This is a genomic window from Magnetovibrio sp., from assembly GCF_036568125.1.
Taxonomy (GTDB): Bacteria; Pseudomonadota; Alphaproteobacteria; order Rhodospirillales; family Magnetovibrionaceae; genus Magnetovibrio.
Window position 1 is genome coordinate 98,320 of sequence record NZ_DATCTF010000006.1, and the last position, 24,145, is coordinate 122,464.

The window sequence follows — 24,145 nt, forward strand, 5'->3', positions numbered from 1 at the left end:
TTAGTGAAAGGGCGGTGCGTACATCAAACCACCGTCGGTCCACAGTGCATTGAGACCACGTTCCAGTTGGAAGTCGCTGTCCTTGCCGAGGTTGCGCTCGAAAATTTCACTGTAATTGCCGACGTGCTTGACCACCCGGTAGGCCCACCCGTCGTCAAGGCCGAGCGCTTTGCCAACACCCGCTTCTGCGCCGAGGAAGCGGCGTTGCGCGATTGTGCCGCTGTCGCGCATTTGATCGATGTTGCTGGACGTGATGCCCAGTTCCTCGGCCTGGATGGTGGCGAATACGATCCAACGCACGATGTTGAACCATTGTGGATCGTCATCACGCACCGCCGCGCCGAGGGGCTCTTTCGAGATGACGTCTTCGAGAATCATGTAATCATCGGCCACGGGCGTTTCCTTGGTGCGAAACTCGACCAGAAACGACTGGTCCGAACTGAACAGGTCGCAACGTTCGGTGAAGAAGGCGTAGCGCAGTTCTTCAAAGGCGCCGAACGACATCAAGGCGATGGGCAGGTCGTGGTCGCGGATGTATTCGGCGATGTTGTCTTTACTGGTGGTGTTGTTTTCGACACAGGCGGCCGCGTTCTTGCCCTTTGCTTTCAGCTCGAGCAGGCTTTTCACGCCGAGAGATTTGCGCGCCACGAAGCCCTGACCATCATAAAAATTGACGCCGGCAAAGTGGATGCCGAGAGAGCCGTCGCGCGACAGGGTCCAGGTGGTGGAGCGGATCAGTACATCGACGGCGCCTTCCTGCAAGGCTTGAAAACGGTTTTGCGGCACCAACTGAACAAAATTGATCTTTGTCGTGTCGTGCAACACCGCGGCGGCGATGGCACGGCAGAAATCTCGGTCGAAACCGGCGATGGTGCCGGGTTGAGAGTATTCGCGCGGGGTGTTGAGGTGTCCGGCGGTGCTGCAATTGAGCTGGCCGCGGTCTCTCACCATGTCGAGCGTGCTATGCGGCTGCTCTTGGCCCACTGCGGCAAAAGCGTTGAAGGTGCTGAACAGAAATAACGCCAACGCCGTTCGGCGGGCCGTGTAAAAAGGTGAGCGTGCGCGCATAGTGGGTTTCCAACTGTTATTTATCGCAGTGTATGCGCCCAAGATGATCTTGTTAAGCGTGATGATTTTGATTGTGTGGTGGAATATCAATGCACCGCATGCGAAAGTCATGCAGATACGCAGTGAGGCTATTTTGCGTCGGGAGCGTGATGAGTAAGGTTTTTTCCAGTATTCGGCAGCGGGTTCTGTACGCCTTCTTTTTGCTCGCGTTCGTCGGGGTGGTATCCAGTATTTGGAACATCTACCTGATGGGGCAATACGAGCAGCGCCTTACGCGTCTGTCCGGCGAAAGCATTCCGGTGTTGGTCGCGGCCTATGAGGTGGCGCGCCAAGGAGAGGCGATTTCCAAGGGCGCGGCCGGCGTGGTGCTGACACGCGACAAATGGACCCGCGAAGCCTTTGTCAATCGTATCAATGACCAATTCAACTGGCTCGACACTCAATTAGCCACTTTGGCCGAAAAGGGTATCGAGCAAGAGCGTCTCGATCACGTCCAGCAAAACAAACGGGCCTTGCTGGACAGTTTCAAGGACCTCGCACTGGCGGTGGAGCGTCGTCACGATGCTGACGTCGCCGGGCTCGGCGCGGAAACACCGGAATTGGCGGCGGAAGTCGACCGCTTGCTGCTTTTGCACAAATATCACGCCGACCGTTTGACCTATTCCGTCGCCGGGTTGGCCAATGCGCGCACGGGCGAAATCGAACGTTCTGTTTCGGGCATTCTCAACCAAATCCAGGTGGAAAGCTGGTTCCTCAACGTCTATGCGCTTGGCGCCACCATCTTTGCGATCTTGATCGCGGTTTATTTGGACAACCGCGTCGGCAGTCGCGTGGTTGCCATCCAGCGTGCCATGCGTGCGGTCGCCGATGGCAGCACCAAGGAAGTCATTCCGCGCGGTGGCGAGGATGAAATTTCCGACATGGCGGATGCGCTCGGCACCTTCGTCGATAAATTGGGCGAGCGTGAAGAGCGGCTCCAGGTTTTGGTCGATGAACGTACAAGTGAGCTGGAAACGGCCAAAAACAATCTAGAAACCAACGAGCGACGGCTGCGTAATCTGTTCGAAGTGGCGTCCGACTGGTTTTGGGAAACCGATGCGGATTACGCCATTACATACATGTCGCCGCAGTTTTTCGAGACCGTGGGCAACCCACCTGATGTTCTTCACCACAGTCTGTTCGAACGCATGACCGCAGACGACGTCCGCGTCGATGCCGAAATCTTGTCGGATCACCTGCAAACCCTGCGTGATCGCAAGGCGTTCAGCCGCTTCGAATTCGCCGTGCGCACCGTGGACGGACACACCAAGCATCTGCAATCGTCGGGTATTCCGGTATTCGATGAAAATGGCCGCTTCGCTGGCTATCAGGGTGCGCTCACCGACATCACTGAATACAAGCAGGCCGAAATTGAAATGCGTCATGCGCAGAAAATGCAGGCGCTTGGCAACCTGGCTGGGGGTGTGGCGCATTCGTTCAACAACATTTTCCAACCGATCTTGATCTTGAGCGAACTGACCTTGAGCGATGCGCCCGAAGGTTCGCCCATTCGCGAACGCCTGCAAATCGCCATCGATGCATGCCGCAGGGGCAAGGCGCTGGGGGATCGGATATTGCTCTATTCGCGCCAAGACGAGCCGGAGCGGTGCGCACTGGATATTCACGGCGTGGTCAGCGACACCTTGGCGCTGTTTCGCTCCAGCGCGCCGACATCAATCCGCTTGACTGAAAATCTGGATTCAGGGGTTGGCAAGATTGTCGGCGATGCGGCTCAACTCGAAGCGCTTTTGCTCAATCTTGCCACCAACTCCATGGATGCGATCGGCGACAAGGCCGGCGAGATTACAGTCAATTTATCACGGGAAGACCGAGCGAACGTCGAATACGATATGGGTGGGGACGTGGTCCACGACGTGTACGCAAAAATCAGCGTGAGTGACAATGGCTGCGGAATGGAACCGGAAATCGTCGAGCGGATTTTCGATCCCTTTTTTACGACCAAGGGGCTTGGCAAGGGGACGGGGCTGGGCTTGTCCATGGCCAGCGGCATCGTGACCATGCATGGTGGGGGTATCAAAGTGACCAGCGTGAAAGATCAAGGCACCAGATTCGATATTTATCTGCCTATCTCCGACGAGGTTGTGGTAAATGTCTGCGATCAACCTAAAATGGGCTGTGAGGGCGCGTGAAGATGGCGGCTGTGCTTGTAATAGAAGATGACGATGCGGTGCGGTTCTCTTTGCAGGCGGCGCTTGAATCCATGGGGCACACGGTCGAAAGTGCGTCCAATGGTGTGGAGGGGGTTGAAAAATGCATTTCCGGTGCATTCGACTTGGTCATTACGGACCTGATCATGCCCGAAAAGGACGGTGTCGAAACCATTCTGGAATTGAAACTGAACAACCCGGAGCTGAAAATCGTGGCGATTTCCGGCGGTGGACGGAACGTCGACATCATGGAAACGACGTATCAGATCGGTGCCGATTGTGCCTTGACCAAGCCGTTTTCCGTCAAAGACCTGGGCGATTGCCTCAACCGCGTTTTGGTGCCCGATCTGAAAGTGGTGGACTGAGGGCTTTGGTTTAGCCCCGCTGATCCGCCTTGATGTGCATGCGCACGATTTTATCGGGTTCGCCGCTGATTTTGCCGTTCGCGTTCTTGTCGCCCTTTTTCAGGGCATCGACAAATTCCATACCCTCAACCACATGGCCCCAGACGGTGTATTTGCCGTCAAGCCAACGTCCGTTGCCGAGCATGATGAAAAATTGGCTGTCGGCGCTGTCGACATCGCGCGCGCGGGCCATGCCGACCACACCACGGACGAATTTGTCGCCCGAGAACTCACCGGGCAAGTTGACGCCGGACCCGCCGGTGCCGTTGCCCAGCGGGTCGCCGGTCTGTGCCATGAAGTCTTCGATCACGCGATGGAAGGTGAGGCCGTCGTAAAAGCCCGCGCGCACCAATTCCTTGATCCGCGCGACGTGCTTGGGGGCCAGGTCGGGGCGCATTTCGATCACCACCCGCCCGGCGGGAAGGTCGAGATAGACAACGTTGTCGGCGCTTTGTAAGTCCAAATTGGTCTCGCCAGCGCCTTGGTAGACGCTGGCGGGAGACACGGATGAGGACGGACTGAGAGCGAACCATGCGCCGGCGGCGATGGCGCACGCAAGAGCCGCTAAGATGGCAATGCGCATGACACGGCCTCCAGATGCATCGTTCAGTTTTGAGCGTCGGCCGCGACCTGCATGCGCACGATCGTGTCGGGTTCGCCGAGAACCGCACCGTTGGGACCTTCGCCCTTCTTGATGTTGTCGACGAATTCCATGCCCTGAACGACTTGGCCCCAAACGGTGTACTTGCCGTCGAGATATTCGGAGCGGTCAAACATGATGTAGAACTGGCTGTCGGCGCTGTTGATGTCTTGGGCGCGTGCCATGCCGACGGTGCCACGGACATACTTCTCGCGCGAGAATTCAGCCGGCAAGTTGACGCCGGACCCGCCGGTGCCGTTGCCCAGCGGGTCGCCGGTCTGGGCCATGAAGCCGTCGATCACGCGATGGAAGGTGAGGCCGTCGTAAAAGCCTTCACGGACCAGTTGCTTGATGCGCGTAACGTGCTTGGGCGCCAAGTCTTCGCGCATTTCGATCACCACGCGGCCGTCTTTCAGGTCCAGGTACAGGGTGTTTTCAAGGTCCAGGGCCAGGGCCTGTTGGGTCATAAGCAAAACTCCGAAAGTGAGGGCAGCGAAAGCGGAAATGAAACGGGTCATAGAGTCCCTCGCGTTGTAAAAGTGGGTCGGTGCGGGGAAAATAGCACGGTGGTTCAAAAACAAAAACCCCGCCGAAAGGGCAGGGTTTATGCGCAGGATTTTTGAGTGCGAACTTCGTGCTTGGTCGCGCTCAGTCGAATAGGGCGTCGATTTCATCTTGGCTGATGGCGCGGGTGGGGTCGAGCGCCGGGCCGTGGAGCAGTTTTTCGTCCTCGGTCTTTTCTTCGCCTTTGATTTCCACTTTGGCGATTTCGTCCTTGCCCCATAGTTCCGTCAGCGCCGTAACGCGATCTTCCACGTAGGTCAGCGAACGGGCCACTTTGGTAACGCGCTGGCCGGTGATGTCTTGGAAGCTGCAGGCCTGGATGGTGTTCATGTCGTTTTCGGAAATTTGATCGAGCAGCGCAATTTGTGCCGGATCCGTGAGGACGGCGCGCAGCTTCTGAACGGCCTCTTCATTGTCTTCCGCGCAGGCCATGATCGTGTTCGACGCGTCGTCGGTGGCCTTGATCACGGCGTCCAGTTGGTCGGACATGGTGCCGAATTCATGGGCATCGTCCGCCGGACGGGAAATGCTGGCGATTTCTTGACGCACGCGGTTGATGTAACGCAATAGTCCGTGCAATTCGTGCCGCAGTGCATCGGAGTCGAGATCTTCAATCGGTGCATTCATGTACGCCGCATCCTTTTCGCCATGTCCCCAACGTATCCGCGCGGCGTTGGCGCGGGTTTCTATTCAACATACTTTAACAGCTAAATCAGTTAAAGGTTGATGAAAATAACACTTTTGGCTGAGGTCGGGGGGGAATTGGCTTAATTGGTAGGGCGTTTGGGAGCCATGGCTTTCATCGCCATGACTTGAAGTTTCAATTTCTGTTCCGCGCTGAGATCGTCCAGCACGTCTTGTTTGGCAGCGTGGACGCGCAAGGCATTTTGAATCAATTGCTGGCGGGTCGGCGAGCCCGATTGGGCGTGCTGGTTTGCGACGCGGTTTTGGATGCCGTCTATTTTGGCGTCGAGTTGCGCTTTGATTTGCGCCTGGGATGGCTCGGGCAATGGCTGTCGGGGCTGTGGTGGGGCGGCGACCGGGCGATCGGCAGGCTTGGGAGCCGAAGCCGCCTTTTCCAGGGCTTCACGGGCTTTTTTATCCAATATCAAGGACATAAAAGCTTTGCCGATTTTTGACATGACGGCGACCTTTCGCACTTTATGTGCGCACCCTAGCGCGATTCCCGCCGCTGCGGCAAATACTCAACATCGAAGCTGTTTTGACGATTGCATTCATCATCGTCCTGGCTAGGATGGGAACAGGTTCCGGCATGCCTCCCCAATAAATACTCACCCCACGCACCGTTGTGTCGTGATGTGGTGTTCGCGGCATTTTCATAAGGTGGGAAAGTTCCTGCTTTCATGAATGCTTAACCGAAAATAGATAGCGCTTTCACAATAAGCGCAGTATGTTGCGGACCATCATGAAAAGGACAAGAAACGCTAAAATTATCGCCACGCTCGGGCCGGGCCGTTCTTCTGCGGACGACATTGCCGCTCTCATAGAGGCCGGCGCCGACGTATTCCGTCTCAACTTCTCACACGGCGTTCACGAAGATCATAAACGCCGTTACAACGTCATTCGTTCCCTTGAAGAAAAATTCCAGCGCCCCATCGGCATTTTGATGGACCTGCAAGGTCCCAAGCTGCGTGTGGGCAAGTTCGAAAATGACCGCATCCAACTGGTCAAGGGCCAGCCTTTGCGTCTGGAATTGACAGACGCGTTGGGCAACGAAACGGTTGCCCCGCTGCCCCATCCCGAAATTTTCGCGGCGCTGCGTCCCGATATGGACCTGCTGCTCGACGACGGCAAGATCCGCTTGCGCGTCGACAAGGCGGGCAAGGACTTCGCCGAAACCGAAGTCGTGTTCGGCGGCGAGTTGTCGAACCACAAGGGCGTTAATGTACCCAGCGCGATTTTGGAACTGTCCGCGCTGACCGAAAAGGATCACGCCGACCTCAAGTACGGTCTTGAGTTGGGCGTCGACTGGATCGCGCTGTCGTTCGTGCAGCGTCCGTCCGACGTCGAAGAAATCAAACGCATCGTTCAAGGCCGCGCCGGCGTGATGGCCAAGCTGGAAAAGCCTTCGGCCATCGAACACCTGCACGGCATCGTCGAATTGGCCGACGCGATCATGGTCGCACGCGGTGACTTGGGCGTCGAATTGCCGCCCGAAGATGTGCCGGTACAGCAAAAACGCATCATCAACGCATGTCGCATCGCCGGCAAGCCGGTGGTGGTGGCGACGCAGATGCTCGACAGCATGGTGCACGCCCCGACCCCGACCCGCGCCGAAGCCTCCGACGTGGCGACCGCCATTTACGACGGCGCCGACGCGGTGATGTTGTCTGCGGAAACGGCGGTGGGTGACTATCCGATTGAATCGGTGGCCATCATGGACCGCATCATCAACCGGGTGGAACGCGATCGCTTGTATCGCAAGATGACCGATTCCGCTCGTTCGATCCCCGAGGCAACGGCTGCCGACGCCATTTCGGCTGCCGCCCGTCAGACCGCGGAAACCATTTCCGCCCAGGCGATCGTGTCGTTCTCCTCGACGGGGTCGACGACCATGCGCATCGCGCGTGAACGTCCGTCGGTGCCGATTTTGGGCCTGACGCCCAATTTGGACATCGCGCGGCGCTTGGTGTTGGCGTGGGGGGTACACTCCATCCGCACCAAGGACGTGAAAAGCTTCAGCGAAATGATGGGCAAATCGGTGCGTATTTCCAGGCGTCAGGAATTCGCCCAGGACGGCGACACGGTGGTGATCGTCGCGGGCATTCCGTTCGGGGTGCCCGGCGGGACCAACATTATGCACATCGCCAAGGTCGAATAGCCTTTGGCATCAAGCGGTTCGCGGGTGTTTTCGCCATGCGGAAGAATTGTGGCGGCGTCCGGCGTTTGTGCGGACGCCGCTTTTCTTTTGCGCGCGAAGCGACTAGCGTGGGCATTCCTCAACTTCCCCAGGATATTTCCACGTGTTTGAAACGCTTTTTGCCATCATCGCCCCTGTCTTGATTTGTGCCGCCATCGGATATGGCTGGGCGCGTACGGGACGGCCCTACAACACCGAAATGGTGACGCACTTGGTGTCCGCTGTCGGCGTGCCTTGCTTGGTGTTCACCACCTTGGTCAACGTCGATATCGATTTGGACGCCTTGGGGCGCATGGCGGGCGCGACGTTTGCGGCGATTTTCATCATGGGCGCAGTTGGCGGTGTGATCTTGGTGCTGTGGAAGCAATCGGTGCGCGCGTATCTGCCCGCGCTGGTGTTTCCCAACACCGGCAACATGGGGCTGCCGCTGGCGCTGTTGGCGTTCGGCGACGAAGGCATGGCCCTGGCGGTGGCGTATTTCACGGTCTGCATCATCTTTCAGTTTACCGTCGGCGTGGCGGTGTCGTCGGGGGTGACGTCGCCGATGGCGCTGATGCGGGTGCCTACCATTTACGCGATGATTTTGGCGCTGGTCTTTAAAATGACCGACAGCACGGTGCCGATCTGGGCGGGCAACACCATTCAAATCCTCAGCGGTTTCACCATCCCCTTGATGTTGATCACGTTGGGCATTTCATTGCAGCAATTGAAGATCGGCGATTTGGGCAAAAGTCTGGTTCTGGCCCTGATCCGCTTGTTGATGGGCTTTGGCGTCGGCTTGGGCTTGGCCGAGGTGTTCGGTTTCGAAGGTGCGATGAAGGGCGTGTTGATTTTGCAATCGACGTTGCCGGTGGCGGTGTTCAATTACCTGTTTGCGGCGCGCTACGAAACCGATCCCGACACGGTCGCGGGGGCGGTGGTGCTGTCCACGGTGCTGTCGTTCGCGACCTTGCCGGTGCTGATGTGGTTCGTGCTGTAATGCCGTCGTTGATGCGTGATCTGGGGCTGTTGATCGTCTTGGCGACGATCTGGAGCTCTTCGTTCACAGTCATCAAGGTCGGCGTCGAAGTCATCCCCCCGGTAACGCTGACGATGATCCGCATCGTCGTTGCTGCGGGGGTGTTGTATGCGTGGTTGAAGGCCAAGGGCCAGAGCCTGCCGAGCGAACCGCGGGTGTGGTGGTCGTTTTTTCTCATCGGCTGTTTCGGCAACGCCTTTCCGTTCACCATGATCAATTGGGGCGAGCAGGTGATCCCGTCGGGACTGGCGGCGATCATGATCGCGTCGATGCCGCTGGCGGCGTTGTTGTTGGGACGCATTTTTTCCGACGAGGAACTCAATGTGCGCCGTCTGACGGGCGTGCTGGTGGGGTTCGGGGGCGTGGTTTATCTCATCGGGCCCCAGGAACTGATGGCGCTGGGGGAACAAGCCTTGCGCCAGTTGGCGGTTGCGCTGGCGGCGGTGTTGTACGCGGTGTCGGGCATTTTGGTGCGCAAGCTGCCCAAAGCCAGCCCACTGGAGCACGGCACGGGGGTGTTGATCGCGTCGTCGGTGATCTTGATCCCCGCATCCTTGTTCGGCGATCAGCCGTGGACCATCGACTTCACGGCCGACGCGCTGGCGGCGGGTGTATATCTGGGGGTGCTGCCGACCGCGCTGGCGACCATCATCTTGATGACGGTGATTGCGTCGCGCGGGGTGACGTTCCTGGCCTTGAACAATTACCTGATCCCCATCTTAGGCGTTATGTGGGGGGCGCTGTTTTTGGACGAAGCCGTCAGCAGCGATGCCATCGTCGCGCTGACGTTGATCTTTGTGGGCATCGCGATTGCCGGGATAGGCCCCGCGACCCGTGTCGAGGCCACCCGCGCCGTTTAACCGTAGAGCGCTTCGAGGGCTTGACCGTAAATCTCTTTGATTTTGTGGCGGCGCACCTTGAGGGTCGGGGTCATCTGCGCGTTGTCGATGGTGAACGGCTCCGTGGCGACGATGAATTTGCGCACCTTTTCGATGTTGGACAGATCGGCATTGATCCGCGTCACGGCTTCGCCGAGAACCCGGTGCAGGTCGGCGTCGCCCGCCACATCGGCCAGATTGTGAGGCTTGTCGTGGGCGCTGGCCCATTCTTTCAGCCACTCGGCATCGGGCACCAAAAGCCCCACCAAGTGTGAACGCTTGTCGCCGTAAACCATCGCCTGGGCGATTTCGGGCGCCAGGGTCAAAATGCCTTCGACGCGTTGCGGGGCGATGTTGTCGCCGCCGGAATTGACGATGATGTCTTTCTTGCGGTCGGTGATGTGCAAATGACCGTCGCCGTCGATCAGCCCGATGTCGCCGGTGTGCAGCCAGCCGTCGACCACGGTGTTGCGGGTGGTTTCCTCGTCGCGCCAATAGCCGTTCATCACCAAATCGCCGCGAATGAGAACTTCGCCGTCGTCGGCGATGCGCACTTCACAATTGGGGAAGATCGGGCCAGAGCCCTTCAACTTGACGTTTTCCGGTACGTTCACGCACAGCACCGGGCCGGATTCGGTTTGACCGTAGCCCTGTAGAATGCGCACACCCAAAGCGGTGAAAAACAGTCCGATATCGGGGTTGAGCGGCGCACCACCGGAGACGAACGCCTTGAGCCGTCCACCGAACCGTTCGCGTACCTTGTTGCGCACCAAACGTTCCAAAGCCGCATTCTGTATTTTTTGCAGTAGCGTCATGTCGCCGGGCGCCTCGAACGCCAGCTTGCCCAGTTCAACGGTTTTTTCGAACAGCTTTTCTTTCTTGCCGCCTTGTTTTTTCACCCCGCGGGTGATGCGCATGTGCATCATTTCGTACAAGCGCGGTACCGCCATCATGATGGTGGGGCGGACCTCGGCCATGTTGGGCAGCAACTGATCCGCGCCTTCGGCGTAATAGATTTGCGCGCCCAGCGACATCGGCCAGAACTGACCTGCGGTGTGTTCGTAACTGTGCGACAGCGGCAAGAACGACAAGAACACCTCGTCGCTGAGGCCGAGCTTTTCCAGCACCGCCGTCGCCCCGGCGAGATTGTGCAAGATCGCCGCGTGGCTCTGCATCACGCCCTTGGGCGTGCCGCCGGTGCCGGATGTGTAAATGATGCACGCGGTATCATATTTATCGAAGCGCTGGGCTTGTTCGACAATGTTGGTTTGCGCCATCGAGGTGCGGTTGAGCGCGGCTTGCCAGTTGAGCACCTCGACGCTGAGACCCTGTTGCAGGTCGATGTCTTCCATCATCACGACGAAGCGGGTGAGATCGGACAGGTGCGCCGCTTGCAGCGCCTTTTCGGCCAGTTTGGGGGTCGAAATGATGACGCCGACGGCCTGGGAATGTTCGATGATGTGACGGTGATCATCCACCGTGTTGGTGGTATAGGCGGGCACGCTGATTCCACCCGCGGCCATAATCGCCATATCCGCGATCAGCCATTCCGGGCGGTTTTCCGACACCAGCACCACGCGTTCACCGTCCTTGACGCCCAACGCCTGCAAGCCGTGGGCGAGTTCGATCACTTGGGCCGCGACTTCGCGCCACGTCAAAGGGCGAAATTTACCGTCGCGCTTGGCCCACAAAAACGGGTGTTCGCCGCGCTTTTCCACCAGGTCGAAAAACATCGCGACCAAATTGGGCCAATTGTGCTCACTCATTCGTTGTCGTCCCCACATTGCGTATTGTGCTGAGGCTCATTCCAACCCTATATCTGGTATTCGGTCAAGACGGCCCAGAACGGAGAAGAAAACATGGCGCAAACCTCAGAGCTTCCGAATTGGAACTTATCGCACCTTTATGACAATCCGGAGGACCCGCGTCTAAACGCCGATCTCGACCAAGCGGCCAGCCGTTCCAAAGCGTTTTCCGGCGATTTCGCCGGTAAATTGGCGGATCTCGACGGTGCGGGGTTTGCCCGCGCCATCGCTGAGTATGAAGGCATTTTGGAAATTCTCCACAAAGCCATGAGCTACGGCCAACTGCTGTTTTCGGTCAGCACCGGCGATGCCGAGGTGGGGCGGTTCTATCAAACGCTGCAAGAGCGCGTCACCGACATTTCCGCCGACACACTATTTTTCACGTTGGAGCTCAACCGTCTCGACGATGGCGTGCTGGATGCCAAGTTGAACGACCCCGCCGCCGCGCGCTATCAACCGTGGCTGCGCGAGGTGCGCCAATATCGCGACCACCAGCTTTCCGATGACATGGAAAAGCTGTTACTGGAAAAGTCCGTCACCGGCCACGCGGCGTGGGTGCGCTTGTTCGAAGAAACCTTCGCCGACATGCGCTTCGACGTCGAGGGGGTGGGCAAGGGCCTGACCCAATCGCAGGTTCTCAACCTGCTCAGCGACAAGGACGGTGCCAAGCGCAAGGCTGCGGCGTTGAGCTTCGGCAAGGTTTTGGGCGAAAATGTGCGTCTGCTGGCGCTGATCACCAATACCTTGGCCAAGGACAAGGACATCGAAGACCGCTGGCGCAAATACCCGCGTCCGGTATCGGAGCGCAACCTGTCCAACCAGGTCGAAGACGAGGTCGTCGATGCCTTGGTGACGAGCGTGCGCGATCAATTCCAGAACCTATCGCACCGCTACTATGCGCTGAAAGCCAAGTGGTTCGGTCAAGACGTTTTGGATTACTGGGACCGCAACGCGCCGTTGCCCGACGACGACGCCGCCAAATTCGAATGGGACGAGGCCAAATCCCTGGTGTTGGATGCCTACGGTGCATTCGAACCGACCATGGCCGATGTGGCGCGGCGCTTTTTCGATGAAAGCTGGATCGACGCTGAACCGCGCGAAGGCAAGGACAGCGGGGCGTTTTCGCACCCCGTGGTGCCCAGCGCACACCCGTACATCTTGATGAATTTTCACGGCAAGGCGCGCGACGTGATGACCTTGGCGCATGAACTGGGCCACGGCGTGCACCAGGTGCTCGCCGCCGAACAAGGCGCACTGATGGCCGACACGCCGTTGACCACTGCGGAAACTGCGTCGGTGTTCGGCGAAATGCTGACCTTCCGCAAAATGGTCGACAATGAACAGGACCCCGCGCGGCGACGTATTTTGTTGGCGGGCAAAGTCGAGGACATGCTCAACACCGTGGTGCGCCAGATCGCCTTTCATGAATTCGAACGGCGCGTCCATGACGAGCGCAAGTCAGGCGAAATCTCGGTGGAACGCTTGGGCGACATCTGGATCGAAGTGCAGGGCGAAAGCCTCGGTCCGGCGATCCGCTTCGATGACGCCTATCGCAATTATTGGGCCTACATCCCGCACTTTGTGCACACGCCGTTTTACGTTTATGCCTATGCGTTCGGCGATTGCTTGGTGAACTCGCTGTACGATGTGTTCGCCAACGGCAACGCCGACGAAGGGTTCCAGCAGAAGTATCTGGACATGCTGGCCGCAGGCGGCACCAAGCGTCACAAGGAGCTGCTCGCCCCCTTTGGCCTGGACGCGGGCGATCCCGACTTTTGGAAGCGGGGATTGAGCGTTATTTCCGGCTTTATCGATGAATTGGAGGCGGTAAGCCCACAATAAACTAGATAATAAGGCTTATATGCAGTCCCTTAGTGAACTGTTAGAGCGATATGTGTTAAGAATACACAATTCAAATCCGGGTCGATTCCCGGCAATTGCGGGTGGAAAACCTCCCGCACCCAGGTCAGCAGCAGTGGAGCCCAGCGGATTTCGAGCATGATCGAACTGGATGACAACCCGAACGATACAGGCGGCACCATTCAGGTGGCGCATCGTTCGACGGCGGCCACCAAGACCATCATCCGTTCCGTGTTGGACCTGATGATGTCCAACATGCTGCTCACGCGCGATAAAAAGACCGACAAGCTCGACGAAGACATCAAGGAATTGGTGCGCGAGATCGAGGTGGTGATCCGCACCAATTTGCTCAATCACGGCAACGAGGTGGCGGAAAAAGTTCGCAACGAGATGCTCATTGCCGCCGCCAACACGCCCAGTCACCCCGCCGCGCCGCCGCCGGGCCAGGAATCGGGCAATCGCTCTAAGTTCCTGCTGCGCTTGATCGCAGGGCGGTTCTCGCATCTGTTCGCCGACCCGGAAAACCCGGTGTTCCCGCGCGAAGTGGTGATGGGGTTCGACAACTATCTGGCCAAGCTGCTGGGCGAAGGGCTGTACAGCGAACTCAACGTCGAAGCGCAGGAACTGCTGAGCCAGTTCCGCACCGATGACGACGGTGAGATATGGAAAATGATCGGCAAGAACGATCGCCACAAACGCTTCGCCTACAACATCCTGATCCGCATTTTGTTGAAATTCGAAGATTTCGACTGGGCGAAACGCAACTTCATTTCCATCCTCAACAATGTGACCGAGCGCAAATCGGGCTTTCTGTTCGAGGACACCCACTTTCAATTGCTGTTCACGGCGCTGTTTTCCGACCTGTTCCGTGCCTTGTGGGACGACGAGGAAAGCGTCAAGCTGGACTTCATGTTCGGCGACGGCACCTCGGACCGTCTCGACGGCATCCGCGACAATTTCAAGGCCTACAAGGAAATGGTCGCGCGGCGCGAAAAGGCCCAGGCCGTCGCCGGTTGACCTTGTTTCGCGCCCTACGCACGGGCGCTCATTCCTCTTCTTCCGCTTTCAGCTCGCATTCGGTCGGGCATTCGGCGACCAAGGTCAGCACCGGGCCGTTTTTCACCGGTACGATCTGTAGCGGAAGAAAGCTGCCGTCGCGGCTGAGATAAAAATCGTAAGCCGAATTGTTCCACAAAATCCTGTGACGTTCCTTAAAACCGGCCACCGGCTGCGGGTCGATGCGCACGCGGTAGGTTTCGTGTCGGGCGCCGGCCACGGTGCGGGTCGCGGGGCCCATGTAGGTGATGCGCATGTCGAAGCGCCTGCGCCCGTCGAAGCCCTTGACCACGCCCGTCTTGGGACCGCCCAAGAGATGGTTGCGCACCACCGCGATCATCTGCGGAATCAGGGTAATAGGGTCGTTCACGCCGATGCGTTGTTCGGGTTCGACCTTTTCCAGAACTTCCGGGCCTTTTTCCGCCGGGTTCCAGTTGTCCTCGCGCCCGGGAATTGGGGACGTGCCGGTGACCGCCTTGGCGGGCTCCGGGGCTTGGTTAAAGGTGATGTCGACCCAGCGGAAATGCTTTTTGTTGGTGTATTCGGTGCGGTAATGGCTGGCCAGGTAGGTTTCCGCCAAAGGCGCGTCGGCGGCGGTGCCGGACGTCGCCGAAGCGGGGGGGGCGTACCCATTGTCCACAGCGGCGGGCGGTTGGATGATGCGCCCGACGCTCTTGGCCGTCACACCCATGTTGGTGAAATAGCGGGTCAGGCCACGGGTTTCCAAATGAAAGCGGTTTTCATAGGTTTCGCCTCCGTTGAGCAGCGACAGGGTGAAATCGGCGACGTGCAGACCGCCCCACTTGGCTTCGTAGCGCAAATGCACCGCGCCGTCGGTTGCCGCGTGCGCCGCATGGGGGGCAACGATGGGCAGCCCCATCAGCAGGGCCAGCACAAATGTTTTCGGCGTTAAACGCGTGTAAATCATGGGCGAAATCATATTCAAGTCTTGCGGATGCGCCAAGGACGCAGCCGGGTTGCTCCAAAAATTGCGACACGCCCTTGAAAATGGGCGCTTTGCTGACCAATTCAACGCGACGACGCGCATTCTGTCACGTGCAATGGGCCATTTTTATGGCTTAGCATTTTTACATCGTGGGAAATCGGGCGTTATTTCGATTTTTTGCAATGCAATGCTTGTGTAACAGGGCGCAAGCGGGCATAAAAATTGTCACAGATTCATTGGATCCTCCCAGATAAAACGGTTCATCATGAAAATCGCAATTCCCAAGGAGCTCCACCCCGGCGAGACGCGCGTTGCGGCATCGGTTGAGGTGGTGAAGAAGCTTGTCGGCTTCGGCTTCGACGTAACGGTGGAAAAGGGCGCTGGCGCGTCTTCCGCCATCACCGACACTGATTTCAAGGACGCCGGTGCGGTTATCGCCAAAGACGGCGCCGAAACGCTGAAAGACGCTGACGTGGTGCTGAAAATTCAGCGTCCCACCGCCGACGAGCTTAAGCTGATGAAAAAGGGCGCGGTCGTGTGCGCGCACATGTCGGCGCTGAGCGAAAAGGCCGAGGTCGAGGCCATGGCGAAATCCGGCGTCACCGCCTTCGCGATGGAACTGATGCCGCGCATTTCCCGTGCCCAAAGCATGGACATCCTGTCCAGCCAATCGAACTTGGCCGGCTACAAAGCCGTGTTGGACGCGGCCAGCGAATACGGCTCGGCTATGCCGATGATGATGACGGCGGCGGGCACCATCGCCCCGGCCAAGGTCTTCATCATGGGCGTCGGCGTTGCGGGCCTGCAGGCCATCGCCACGGCCAAGCGCTTGGGTGCGGTGGTGACCGCCACCGACGTGCGTCCGGCGACCCGCGAACAGGTCGAAAGTCTGGGTGGCAAGTTCCTGACCGTCGATGAAGAGATGGAAAAAGACGCCGAAACCTCGGGCGGCTACGCCAAACCGATGCCGCCGGAATATTTCGAAAAGCAAAAAGCGGTGGTGTCCGAGCACATCAAGAAGCAAGACATCGTCATCACCACGGCCCTGATTCCGGGCCGCACCGCGCCGATCTTGGTGACCAAGGAAATGGTCGCCAGCATGAAGGCCGGTTCCGTCATCGTCGATCTGGCCGTGGAAGCGGGCGGCAACGTCGAAGGTTCCAAGCTGGGCAAGGTGATGAAGTCCAAAAACGGCGTGCACATCGTCGGCCATGCCAACGTGCCGGGCCGCCTGCCCAAGGACGCCAGCCAGCTGTTCGCCAAGAACTTGCTCAACTTCCTCAGCCCGCATGTGGACAAGGAAGCCAAAACCATCAATTTCGATTTCGATGACGAAACCGTGTCCGGCACCTGCGTGTGCAAAGACGGTGCGGTGGTTCATCCCATGTTGAAAGGCGAGGAGGCTTAAGTCATGGACGCGGCTTCGATCACAGAACAATCGCGCAAGCTCGCCGAAGGTGCGGCCGGTCTTGCGGAACAAGCGGCTCAACTGGCAGGCAATGCCGCGCAGTTGACCCTGTCCACCGGCGGTTCGGCGGAAGGTTTTTCCTTCGTCGCGCTGTTTACGGTTTTCGTGCTGGCGTGTTTCGTCGGCTACTTCGTGGTGTGGAGCGTGACGCCCGCATTGCACTCGCCCCTGATGGGTGTCACCAACGCCATTTCGTCGGTGATCATCGTCGGCGCTTTGATCGCCGCGGGTCCCGCAGACATGAACTTCTCGAAGATCATGGGCTTCGTTGCCGTGACTTTGGCCTCCGTGAATATTTTCGGCGGTTTCATCGTGACCCAACGCATGCTCCAGATGTTCAAGAAGAAAAAGAAATAAGGGGGCGCTGAAATGTCTGAAAATATGAGCGCTTTTGCGTACCTGATCGCGTCGGTTTGCTTCATCTTGGCGCTGCGCGGTCTGTCTCATCCGGAAAGCTCGCGCCGCGGCAACATCCTCGGCATGATCGGTATGGTCATCGCCATCGTCACCACCTTGATCGATCCCGACGTGGTCAGCTATCCGATGATCCTCACCGGTTTGATCATCGGCGGCACCATCGGTGCCGTGGTCGCGATGAAAATCGAAATGACCGCATTGCCGCAATTGGTCGCCGCGTTCCACTCGTTGGTCGGTCTGGCGGCGGTGTTCGTCGCCACGGCGGCGCTTTACAATCCGGCGGCTTACGGCCTCGGCGCGCCGGGCACCATTCCGCCCGCCAGCTTGGTGGAAATGGGCCTCGGCACGGCGATCGGTGCGATCACGTTCTCGGGTTCCGTCATCGCGTTTGCCAAGCTGCAAGGCATCATGTCGGGCGCACCGATCACGTTTAAGTTCCAACACCCGCTCAATGCGGTTCTGGGTCTCGTGATCATCGGCCTGTTCTTCGTCTTCGCCACCACCGAGCAGCACGCCGCATACTGGGCACTGGTCGCGTTGGCGTTCCTGATCGGTTTCTTGATCATCATCCCCATCGGCGGCGCCGACATGCCGGTGGTGGTGTCGATGCTCAACTCGTATTCGGGCTGGGCGGCGGCCGGTATCGGCTTCACGCTCGGCAACCCGCTGTTGATCGTCACCGGCGCGCTGGTGGGCTCTTCGGGTGCGATCCTGAGCTACATCATGTGCAAAGGCATGAACCGTTCGATCTGGAACGTGCTGTTGGGCGGTTTCGGCTCCGACACCGGCGCGGCCGCCGCGGCCGCGGCGCATGGCGGCACGGTCAAGTCCGGCTCTGCCGACGATGCCGCGTTCATCATGAGCAATGCGTCCAAGGTCATCATCGTGCCCGGCTACGGCATGGCGGTGGCGCAAGCCCAGCATGCCTTGCGTGAAATGGGCGACCTGCTGAAGGCCGAAGGCGTGGAGGTGGCGTACGCCATCCACCCCGTCGCCGGTCGCATGCCCGGTCACATGAACGTGCTGTTGGCCGAAGCCAACGTGCCTTATGACGAGGTGTTCGAACTCGAAGAAATCAACAACGAGTTCGCCTCCGCCGACGTGGCCTTCGTCATCGGCGCCAACGACGTCACCAACCCCGCCGCCAAGACCGATCCGGCCAGCCCGATCTACGGCATGCCGATCTTGGATGTGGAAAAGGCCGGCTCCGTGCTGTTCCTCAAGCGCGGCATGAGCTCCGGCTACGCGGGCGTCGACAACTCCTTGTTCTTCGCCGACAACACCATGATGCTGTTCGGCGACGCCAAGAAGATGACCGAGGAAATCGTCCAGGCGCTGGGGCACTAGGCTGGGTTACAAAACTCAAGCCAACGATCTCACAAACGCAAAACGGCGGCTCTTACGAGCCGCCGTTTTTGTATGCGTATGTCGGTGCATCAAACCTTTTTGACGAATTCCGACTTGAGGCCCATGTGGCCGATGCCGGGCACCTTGCAGTCGATGTCGTGATCGCCGTCGACCAAGCGGATGTCTTTGACCTTTGTGCCGACTTTGACCACCGAGGACGATCCCTTGACCTTGAGGTCCTTGATCACCGTCACGGTGTCGCCGTCGCTGAGTGGATTGCCGACGCTGTCGCGCACCACGGGGGCGCTGTCTTCGTCTGCGGGGCCGTCTTTCGCCCACTCGTGGCCGCACATCGGACACACCAGCATGGCGCCGTCTTCGTAGGTGTAGGCCTCATTGCATTTCGGGCAATTGGGTAGCGTGGGCATGACGGTCGGGCTCCAGGAAAAAGGGCGGGCGTTCAAGGTGAGCGCCTTTCTCCCTCATTGCGGCGCAAGATGCAAGGCGGACAACAAAAAACCCGCCATACGGCGGGCCTTTCGTTTTGGAACAGGGGCTCCAGGCCCTTGGGGCTAGAAGCCTTCACGTTCCAGGCGTTTGCGCTCCATCTTGCGCGAACGGGAAACGGCCTCGGCCTTTTCGCGCGCACGCTTTTCGGAGGGCTTTTCGAAGTGCTTGCGAAGCTTGAGCTCGCGGAAAATACCTTCCCGCTGCATCTTCTTCTTCAACACTTTCAACGCCTGATCAACGTTGTTATCGCGGACGACAACTTGCACGTTAATCACATCCTTTCAAGTTTGGGTTCAACTGGAATTTGGGGCATGATGCCTTGAATTCCAAGCCTTTCCGCACCACAGTGGGCGGAACTGCGCGTGTTCTAGCACACGCGTTCCGATATGTGAAGGGCCGAGAGCATTTTCAAGGGGCACAAAAATACATGGCTATTCTTAAAATCGCCCGCATGGGCCACCCCATTTTGCAGACCAGCGCGATGCCGGTCGAGGACCCCACGGCCCCGGAAATCGCGGCCTTGGTCGAAGACATGATCGAAACCATGGACGATGCCAACGGCACCGGCCTGGCCGCGCCGCAGGTGCACGTGCCGTTGCGCCTGGTGATCTTCAAGGTCAGTCCCGCGCGCGCCAGCCGCGAAGACGGGGAAGAAGGCGAGGACGGCGGGGTGCCGCTGACGGTGCTGATCAATCCCGAAATCGTGCCGCTCGGCGATGCGAAGGAGGGCGGTTGGGAAGGCTGCCTGTCGATCCCCGGCATGATGGGCGAAGTCGAGCGCTTTACCCACATTCGCTATTCGGCGTATGATCTTCAAGGTAATCGTTTCGAGCGCGAGGCCAAGGGCTTCCACGCCCGTGTGGTTCAGCACGAATGCGATCACCTGGACGGAATTTTGTATCCGTACCGCATTGAAGACATGGATAATTTCGGTTTCACCGAAGAACTGACCCGGCCCAGCGCGGGCAGCGAAGACTGATCAGGAATACCGCACTATGAGCGCAACAAAAAAAATGTCCCGCGACGAGAAAAAAGACGCCATCGTGTTGGCCGCCGCCCCGCATGTGGCGTTCGACGGCTGGGGCGAGGCCGCGCTGGCGGCCGGGGCCGAAGACGCCGGGTTCGACGCCAAAACCGCCAAACGGCTGTTTCCCGAAGGGGCCGTGGACGCCATCGCGCATTTCGCCACCATTTCCGACCGCGAAATGATCAAAGCCATGCAAGCCGCCGACCTGGATGGCATGCGGGTGCGTGACCGGGTCATTTTCGGGGTGCGCGCGCGATTGGAGTTTTTGATCCCGTACCGCGAAGCCGTGCGCGGCGGCCTGGGCGTTTTGGCCAACCCGCTGCATGCCGGTTTGATGGCCCGCATCACCCACACCACGGTCGATCATATCTGGTATCAGGCCGGCGATCGTTCGGCGGACTTCAACTACTATACCAAACGCGGCCTGTTGGCGGCGGTCTACGGCCCGACGGTGCTGTACTGGTTGAACGATCAGTCGGACAACTGCGAAGACACATGGGATTTCCTCGCCCGGCGCATCGACGACGTACTCAAAATCCCGCCGATGAAGGCCAAGGTGATGAACGCGCTGGACAATTTCATCAAGGGCGGACCGTTTGCACGATTCAACAGTGACCTGCAAATGAGGCCCTGATACAGACGCCTGATACAGACGAAGGGAAGGCATCCATGACCGCGAACGCTCAGGTTTCCCAGGCACAGACTTACAACGCCATGAAAGGCGTCGGCATGGCCGATCATTTCGTGACCTGTTCGCGGTTGGGCCGGTATCTGACGTTTCAAGGCACCGGGCGTTTTCTGATCACCGACGATTTCGCCACCAGCAAGTTGAGTATTCCCAAGGACGCCCAGGCGATGGCGTCGATTTGTTCCAAGGACGAACTGGTGGCGCGCGCGGCGTTGCTGCCGTTGGCGCATCGCGCGGCGAGCCTGAACGACGCGCGTCGCGGCGCGTTCGAAGAACTGTTCGAATTGATCGAAAAGCAAACCCTGTCGCCGCATGTGCGCGAAGGGGCGGCGGCGGTGCTGCAATCGGGCTTTCGCGAAAACCGCATTCGCGAACTTGAAGCGGTGCTCAGCGACGACCTCAATCCGGCGCGCAAACGCTATCGCAAATTTCTCGACGTGGTGCGCGAGCTGATCGAAGGGCGGGTGTCCAGCGGCACCTTCATCGACGATTTCGTCGATTTCACCAAGTCGGTCGCAGGGCGATTGGACTTCGGCATCTACAGCTACTGCCTCGACCGGATCTTCGCCACGCCCTTGATCCCGTTGCAGGTGAAAAAGATGGTGGCCATTGAAGTGTTGCGCTTTCCGCCGTTGGTGCGCCGCGAATTGATTTCCAACGCGTTGGCGAATGCGGGGGTGAACCGCGAGACCAAGGACTTCATCCGTCATGCGGTGTCTTTGCACTTGGACAAAAGCCAAGCGGTGGAGATCGAATTGCTCGAAGCCGTGAAGGAACAGCGCATTTCCGCCAAGGACATCGAAAAAAGCCTCAACCGCGCCAGTCGCGCGGCGGCTTTCAGCGGCGTTTCGGGACGCGCCTAAACGCCGTCTGCGATGGGAAACGCGAACCACACGTTGATGAGCGTTCCCTCTTTTCTTTCCAGATCCATTTGACCGTTCATCAGCTTGACCAGCTTGGACGATATGGCCAGCTCCAGTCCCGTGCACGTCGACCCGGTCATTTCTGGCTCGCCGCAATTGGTTTTGGGCGCGAAGGGAACCGACACGTTGGGGATGTCGGGGCACGGGTTGTGAAAGCCGACCTCAAAGCGCACCATGCCATCGGCAATCGTATGGGACAGCGTGACCGTGTCCCCATCGGCACAGCCGCAGATGGCAAACCCCAAAACATTGTCCATGACCTGCTTGAAACGGATGTCGTCCACCTCGATCATCGGCAGTGAAGCCGGGTCCTCGCTCTGGTCGATGATACGGATGTTGCGCGGTGCTGCAATGGTTTGAGCGGTTTCGAGCGAGGCTTCGTAAATGTCGAATGGCGGCAACGGGCTTGTGCTCACGTTGATCTTGCCGCTTTCCAATTCGGCGAAGGCCAAAATGGCGTCGACCACATCCATCAGGTTTTGCCCGGCGGCGATGATTTGCGGAACGGCATCCTTGCCCAAACTGGACGCCATCAGATATTTATCCATTTCCAGAAGTTGGGCGTAGCCCAGCACGGAATTCAGCGGCGTGTGAAGCTTGTGGTTGAGTGCGGACAGGAACTGATAGTTCATGTCCGAGGCCCGGATGCGGGCTTCTTTTTCGATCAAGTTGGTGGCTTGGCGGGCATTGTTGAGGGCCAACGCAGCCGAAGATGCCAGCGCCATCAGCGTCACTTCATCGGATTCGGTGAAAAATCCGGTGCCGCGCTTGTTGACCACTTCCAAGGCGCCGATGACTTCGCCTTGAATGATCATCGGCGCGCACAGCAACGACACGGTTTGAAAGCCGGTTTTTTGATCCACAGCCTTGGTGAAAAAAGGATCGGTCGACACGTTGTGCACCGTTTGGGGCGTTCGGTCGCGCACGGCTCGGCCCACGATACCTTCGTCGATGGAAACCTCGAGGCCGCTGATGTCCACGGGGCCTGAACAGGCGGAACACACGACCGTAGATTTGTCGTCGTTGACCAAAAACAATGATGACCCTTCGGCTTGCAGATGGGTTCGGATTTGGTCGACGCAGGTGTCGATGGTGGTTTTCAAGTCCAGTGAATTGGCCAGGGCGTTGTTGATCTTGCCCGTTAAGTTCAACAACATGTCGTGGGAAATGTAAGCGCCAAAGCCGGCTTGATCGGATGCGAACTCGAGCCCGACGCCGTTATCGCCGATGCGGCAGACAGTGCAGGAAAAATAAGGACTGCCGGGATAGGGTGAAATGCGCAGCTCGGCTTTTTCGCCTGACTTGATGTCCGTAAACGGGGACGCGATGCTCAGGAACACGCCGCCGGGGCTGACGTTGAGGGTCTGGCCCTCGAAAATACGTTCGCCGTCCAAAACCAAGATCATCCCGGTTCGGTATTCCTGACGTTCCCATTGTCGGTGTTCGACTGTAGTCGGGCTGGTTTTGGGGTCGTTCATCGATGGTCTCTAATGCTCAGTGTTGCGGATGAACAGTGGCGATCCAACTGCTTAAGTGTAGCAGGTCCGGGGCGCGACTCAATACCGGGCTGCGGGGTCAATGCGCCGGGGCGTCGATCAGTTCGACAAACGTGCTCGCCAACATTTGGATATGTCTGTCGTCTTCGCTCAAGTGGCGGGTGCGCAAGGTCAGATAAACGGGCTCGACCGGCGGCAGGCCGTCTTGGCCCCCCAGTGGACGCACATGCTTCATGCCATCGGCGTTGTCGAGCAATGCGACCCCCATGCCCTTTTCCGTGGCGGTGCGGATGCTCTGCCAATCGGGCGTTTCAAACGCGATGCGCCAAGCTATGCCGGCGCTTTCCAGGGCCGTGAGCGCGCGGGTGCGATAAGCGCAACCGGGCGGGTAGAGAATCAGCGGTAAGGGATGTTCGCGGTGCACGGTGGCGCCTTCGGCGGCCAACCAGTGCAACGGCGCGGGGCGAAATGCCAGCGCGTCGGTGGGCGGGTTCAATTCGTTGCAGATGGTGATGTCGAGGTGGCCTTCGTCCATGTGGGTCTGCAACACCCCGCTTTGATCGGTTTTTAGTGCCGTGCGCACATCTGCGTTGGCTTGGGTGAAGGCGATCAGGCGGTCGGCCCAGCTCATGCGGGTGTAGTTGTCGGAAATACCTATGCGCACCACGCGGAAACGGTCCTGGTCGTGGATCAGGGCGCGGGATTCCTGATCCAGCGCCAAAATACGCCGAGCATAGTCGAGATACTGGCGTCCGCGTTCGGTCAACTGCACGGTGCGTTTGCGGCGATCGAACAAAACCGTGCTGAGATCGCTTTCCAACCGGGCGATTTGTTGGCTGATGGTCGATTGGGTGCGGTGGATGCGATGTTCGGCTTTGGTGATGCCGCCGGTTTCGGCGACCGCGACAAAGGCCTTGAGCAGTTCTAGATTCATTTTATTCA

At 58.6% G+C, this 24,145-nt stretch carries 25 protein-coding genes; 14 read left to right on the top strand and 11 right to left on the bottom strand.

What is annotated here, in order from left to right:
• A complete protein-coding gene (locus VIN96_RS02670) occupies positions 1–1,068 on the bottom strand; it encodes an amino acid ABC transporter substrate-binding protein (protein WP_331893883.1) in 1,068 nt (355 codons plus the stop codon).
• A 149-nt stretch (positions 1,069–1,217) separates the two neighbouring features.
• On the opposite strand from VIN96_RS02670, the gene VIN96_RS02675 reads away from it, so the two are divergent.
• Both VIN96_RS02675 and VIN96_RS02680 read left to right on the top strand, forming a co-directional pair.
• Entirely contained in the window at positions 1,218–3,257 is a 2,040-nt protein-coding gene (locus VIN96_RS02675) for an ATP-binding protein (protein ID WP_331893884.1), read from the top strand.
• Positions 3,258–3,259: 2 nt separating this feature from the next.
• Complete coding sequence (locus tag VIN96_RS02680; protein WP_331893885.1) at positions 3,260–3,640, top strand: response regulator; 381 nt, start codon at positions 3,260–3,262, stop codon at positions 3,638–3,640.
• A gap of 10 nt (positions 3,641–3,650) precedes the next feature.
• Here the strand turns inward: VIN96_RS02680 and VIN96_RS02685 are convergent, their stop codons facing one another.
• The 4 genes from VIN96_RS02685 to VIN96_RS02700 all read right to left on the bottom strand — a co-directional run bounded on the left by VIN96_RS02685 (position 3,651) and on the right by VIN96_RS02700 (position 6,025).
• Positions 3,651–4,262 carry a peptidylprolyl isomerase gene (locus VIN96_RS02685; protein WP_331893886.1) on the bottom strand — a complete coding sequence of 204 codons (612 nt, stop codon included), beginning with the start codon at positions 4,260–4,262 and terminating at the stop codon, positions 3,651–3,653.
• 23 nt (positions 4,263–4,285) lie between these two features.
• Entirely contained in the window at positions 4,286–4,786 is a 501-nt protein-coding gene (locus VIN96_RS02690; protein ID WP_331893887.1) for a peptidylprolyl isomerase, read from the bottom strand.
• Positions 4,787–4,967: 181 nt separating this feature from the next.
• Positions 4,968–5,510, bottom strand: a complete 543-nt coding sequence (locus VIN96_RS02695; RefSeq protein WP_331893888.1) for a protein phosphatase CheZ — start codon at positions 5,508–5,510, stop codon at positions 4,968–4,970.
• Positions 5,511–5,650: 140 nt separating this feature from the next.
• Positions 5,651–6,025 carry a hypothetical protein gene (locus VIN96_RS02700; protein WP_331893889.1) on the bottom strand — a complete coding sequence of 125 codons (375 nt, stop codon included), beginning with the start codon at positions 6,023–6,025 and terminating at the stop codon, positions 5,651–5,653.
• 284 nt (positions 6,026–6,309) lie between these two features.
• Between VIN96_RS02700 and pyk the strand changes: the two genes are divergently transcribed.
• From pyk to VIN96_RS02715, 3 genes are all read left to right on the top strand, one after another.
• Positions 6,310–7,725 (top strand): pyruvate kinase, encoded by a 1,416-nt coding sequence (gene pyk / locus VIN96_RS02705; RefSeq protein ID WP_331893890.1) that lies wholly within the window; start codon positions 6,310–6,312, stop codon positions 7,723–7,725.
• Between the two features lie 142 nt (positions 7,726–7,867).
• A complete protein-coding gene (locus VIN96_RS02710; protein ID WP_331893891.1) occupies positions 7,868–8,743 on the top strand; it encodes an AEC family transporter in 876 nt (291 codons plus the stop codon).
• Positions 8,728–9,642, top strand: a complete 915-nt coding sequence (locus tag VIN96_RS02715) for a DMT family transporter (protein ID WP_331893892.1) — start codon at positions 8,728–8,730, stop codon at positions 9,640–9,642. The genes VIN96_RS02710 and VIN96_RS02715 overlap by 16 nt, the downstream gene beginning before the upstream one ends.
• On the opposite strand, the gene VIN96_RS02720 is transcribed toward VIN96_RS02715, so the two are convergent.
• A complete protein-coding gene (locus VIN96_RS02720; RefSeq protein WP_331893893.1) occupies positions 9,639–11,426 on the bottom strand; it encodes a long-chain fatty acid--CoA ligase in 1,788 nt (595 codons plus the stop codon). The two genes, VIN96_RS02715 and VIN96_RS02720, sit on opposite strands and share 4 nt — an antisense overlap.
• Positions 11,427–11,519: 93 nt before the next feature.
• On the opposite strand from VIN96_RS02720, the gene VIN96_RS02725 reads away from it, so the two are divergent.
• Together VIN96_RS02725 and VIN96_RS02730 are read left to right on the top strand one after the other, a co-directional pair.
• Positions 11,520–13,307: a M3 family oligoendopeptidase gene (locus VIN96_RS02725; protein WP_331893894.1), complete on the top strand. Its 1,788-nt coding sequence runs from the start codon at positions 11,520–11,522 to the stop codon at positions 13,305–13,307.
• A gap of 156 nt (positions 13,308–13,463) precedes the next feature.
• The gene (locus VIN96_RS02730; RefSeq protein ID WP_331893895.1) at positions 13,464–14,342 is read left to right on the top strand and encodes a hypothetical protein; all 879 of its coding nucleotides are present in this window, start codon (positions 13,464–13,466) and stop codon (positions 14,340–14,342) included.
• A gap of 28 nt (positions 14,343–14,370) precedes the next feature.
• On the opposite strand, the gene VIN96_RS02735 is transcribed toward VIN96_RS02730, so the two are convergent.
• Positions 14,371–15,309, bottom strand: coding sequence for a DUF3108 domain-containing protein (locus VIN96_RS02735; RefSeq protein ID WP_331893896.1), 939 nt, complete (start codon positions 15,307–15,309; stop codon positions 14,371–14,373).
• On the opposite strand from VIN96_RS02735, the gene VIN96_RS02740 reads away from it, so the two are divergent.
• From VIN96_RS02740 to VIN96_RS02755, 4 genes are all read left to right on the top strand, one after another.
• A complete protein-coding gene (locus VIN96_RS02740) occupies positions 15,308–15,526 on the top strand; it encodes a hypothetical protein (protein WP_331893897.1) in 219 nt (72 codons plus the stop codon). The two genes, VIN96_RS02735 and VIN96_RS02740, sit on opposite strands and share 2 nt — an antisense overlap.
• A 66-nt stretch (positions 15,527–15,592) precedes the next feature.
• Positions 15,593–16,735, top strand: coding sequence for a Re/Si-specific NAD(P)(+) transhydrogenase subunit alpha (locus tag VIN96_RS02745; protein WP_331893898.1), 1,143 nt, complete (start codon positions 15,593–15,595; stop codon positions 16,733–16,735).
• Between the two features lie 3 nt (positions 16,736–16,738).
• The gene (locus tag VIN96_RS02750; RefSeq protein ID WP_331893899.1) at positions 16,739–17,152 is read left to right on the top strand and encodes an NAD(P) transhydrogenase subunit alpha; all 414 of its coding nucleotides are present in this window, start codon (positions 16,739–16,741) and stop codon (positions 17,150–17,152) included.
• Between the two features lie 12 nt (positions 17,153–17,164).
• Complete coding sequence (locus VIN96_RS02755) at positions 17,165–18,559, top strand: NAD(P)(+) transhydrogenase (Re/Si-specific) subunit beta (RefSeq protein WP_331893900.1); 1,395 nt, start codon at positions 17,165–17,167, stop codon at positions 18,557–18,559.
• Positions 18,560–18,648: 89 nt separating this feature from the next.
• Here VIN96_RS02755 and VIN96_RS02760 read toward each other — a convergent pair whose 3' ends face one another.
• Both VIN96_RS02760 and rpsU read right to left on the bottom strand, forming a co-directional pair.
• Positions 18,649–18,987: a zinc ribbon domain-containing protein YjdM gene (locus VIN96_RS02760; protein ID WP_331893901.1), complete on the bottom strand. Its 339-nt coding sequence runs from the start codon at positions 18,985–18,987 to the stop codon at positions 18,649–18,651.
• A gap of 144 nt (positions 18,988–19,131) precedes the next feature.
• On the bottom strand, positions 19,132–19,335 hold the full coding sequence (gene rpsU / locus VIN96_RS02765) for a 30S ribosomal protein S21 (RefSeq protein ID WP_331893902.1): 204 nt from the start codon (positions 19,333–19,335) through the stop codon (positions 19,132–19,134).
• Between the two features lie 161 nt (positions 19,336–19,496).
• Here rpsU and def point away from each other — a divergent pair, with 161 nt between their 5' ends.
• Genes def through VIN96_RS02780 form a run of 3 tightly spaced genes read left to right on the top strand, consistent with a single transcriptional unit; the run spans position 19,497 to position 21,647 of the window.
• Positions 19,497–20,048, top strand: a complete 552-nt coding sequence (def, locus tag VIN96_RS02770) for a peptide deformylase (RefSeq protein WP_331893903.1) — start codon at positions 19,497–19,499, stop codon at positions 20,046–20,048.
• A gap of 16 nt (positions 20,049–20,064) precedes the next feature.
• Positions 20,065–20,730: a COQ9 family protein gene (locus VIN96_RS02775; RefSeq protein WP_331893904.1), complete on the top strand. Its 666-nt coding sequence runs from the start codon at positions 20,065–20,067 to the stop codon at positions 20,728–20,730.
• A 35-nt stretch (positions 20,731–20,765) separates the two neighbouring features.
• On the top strand, positions 20,766–21,647 hold the full coding sequence (locus VIN96_RS02780; protein ID WP_331893905.1) for a hypothetical protein: 882 nt from the start codon (positions 20,766–20,768) through the stop codon (positions 21,645–21,647).
• Here VIN96_RS02780 and VIN96_RS02785 read toward each other — a convergent pair.
• Entirely contained in the window at positions 21,644–23,185 is a 1,542-nt protein-coding gene (locus VIN96_RS02785; protein WP_331893906.1) for a GAF domain-containing protein, read from the bottom strand. The two genes, VIN96_RS02780 and VIN96_RS02785, sit on opposite strands and share 4 nt — an antisense overlap.
• Before the next feature lie 97 nt (positions 23,186–23,282).
• Positions 23,283–24,137: a LysR family transcriptional regulator gene (locus VIN96_RS02790; protein ID WP_331893907.1), complete on the bottom strand. Its 855-nt coding sequence runs from the start codon at positions 24,135–24,137 to the stop codon at positions 23,283–23,285.
• Between the last annotated feature and the right edge of the window lie 8 nt (positions 24,138–24,145).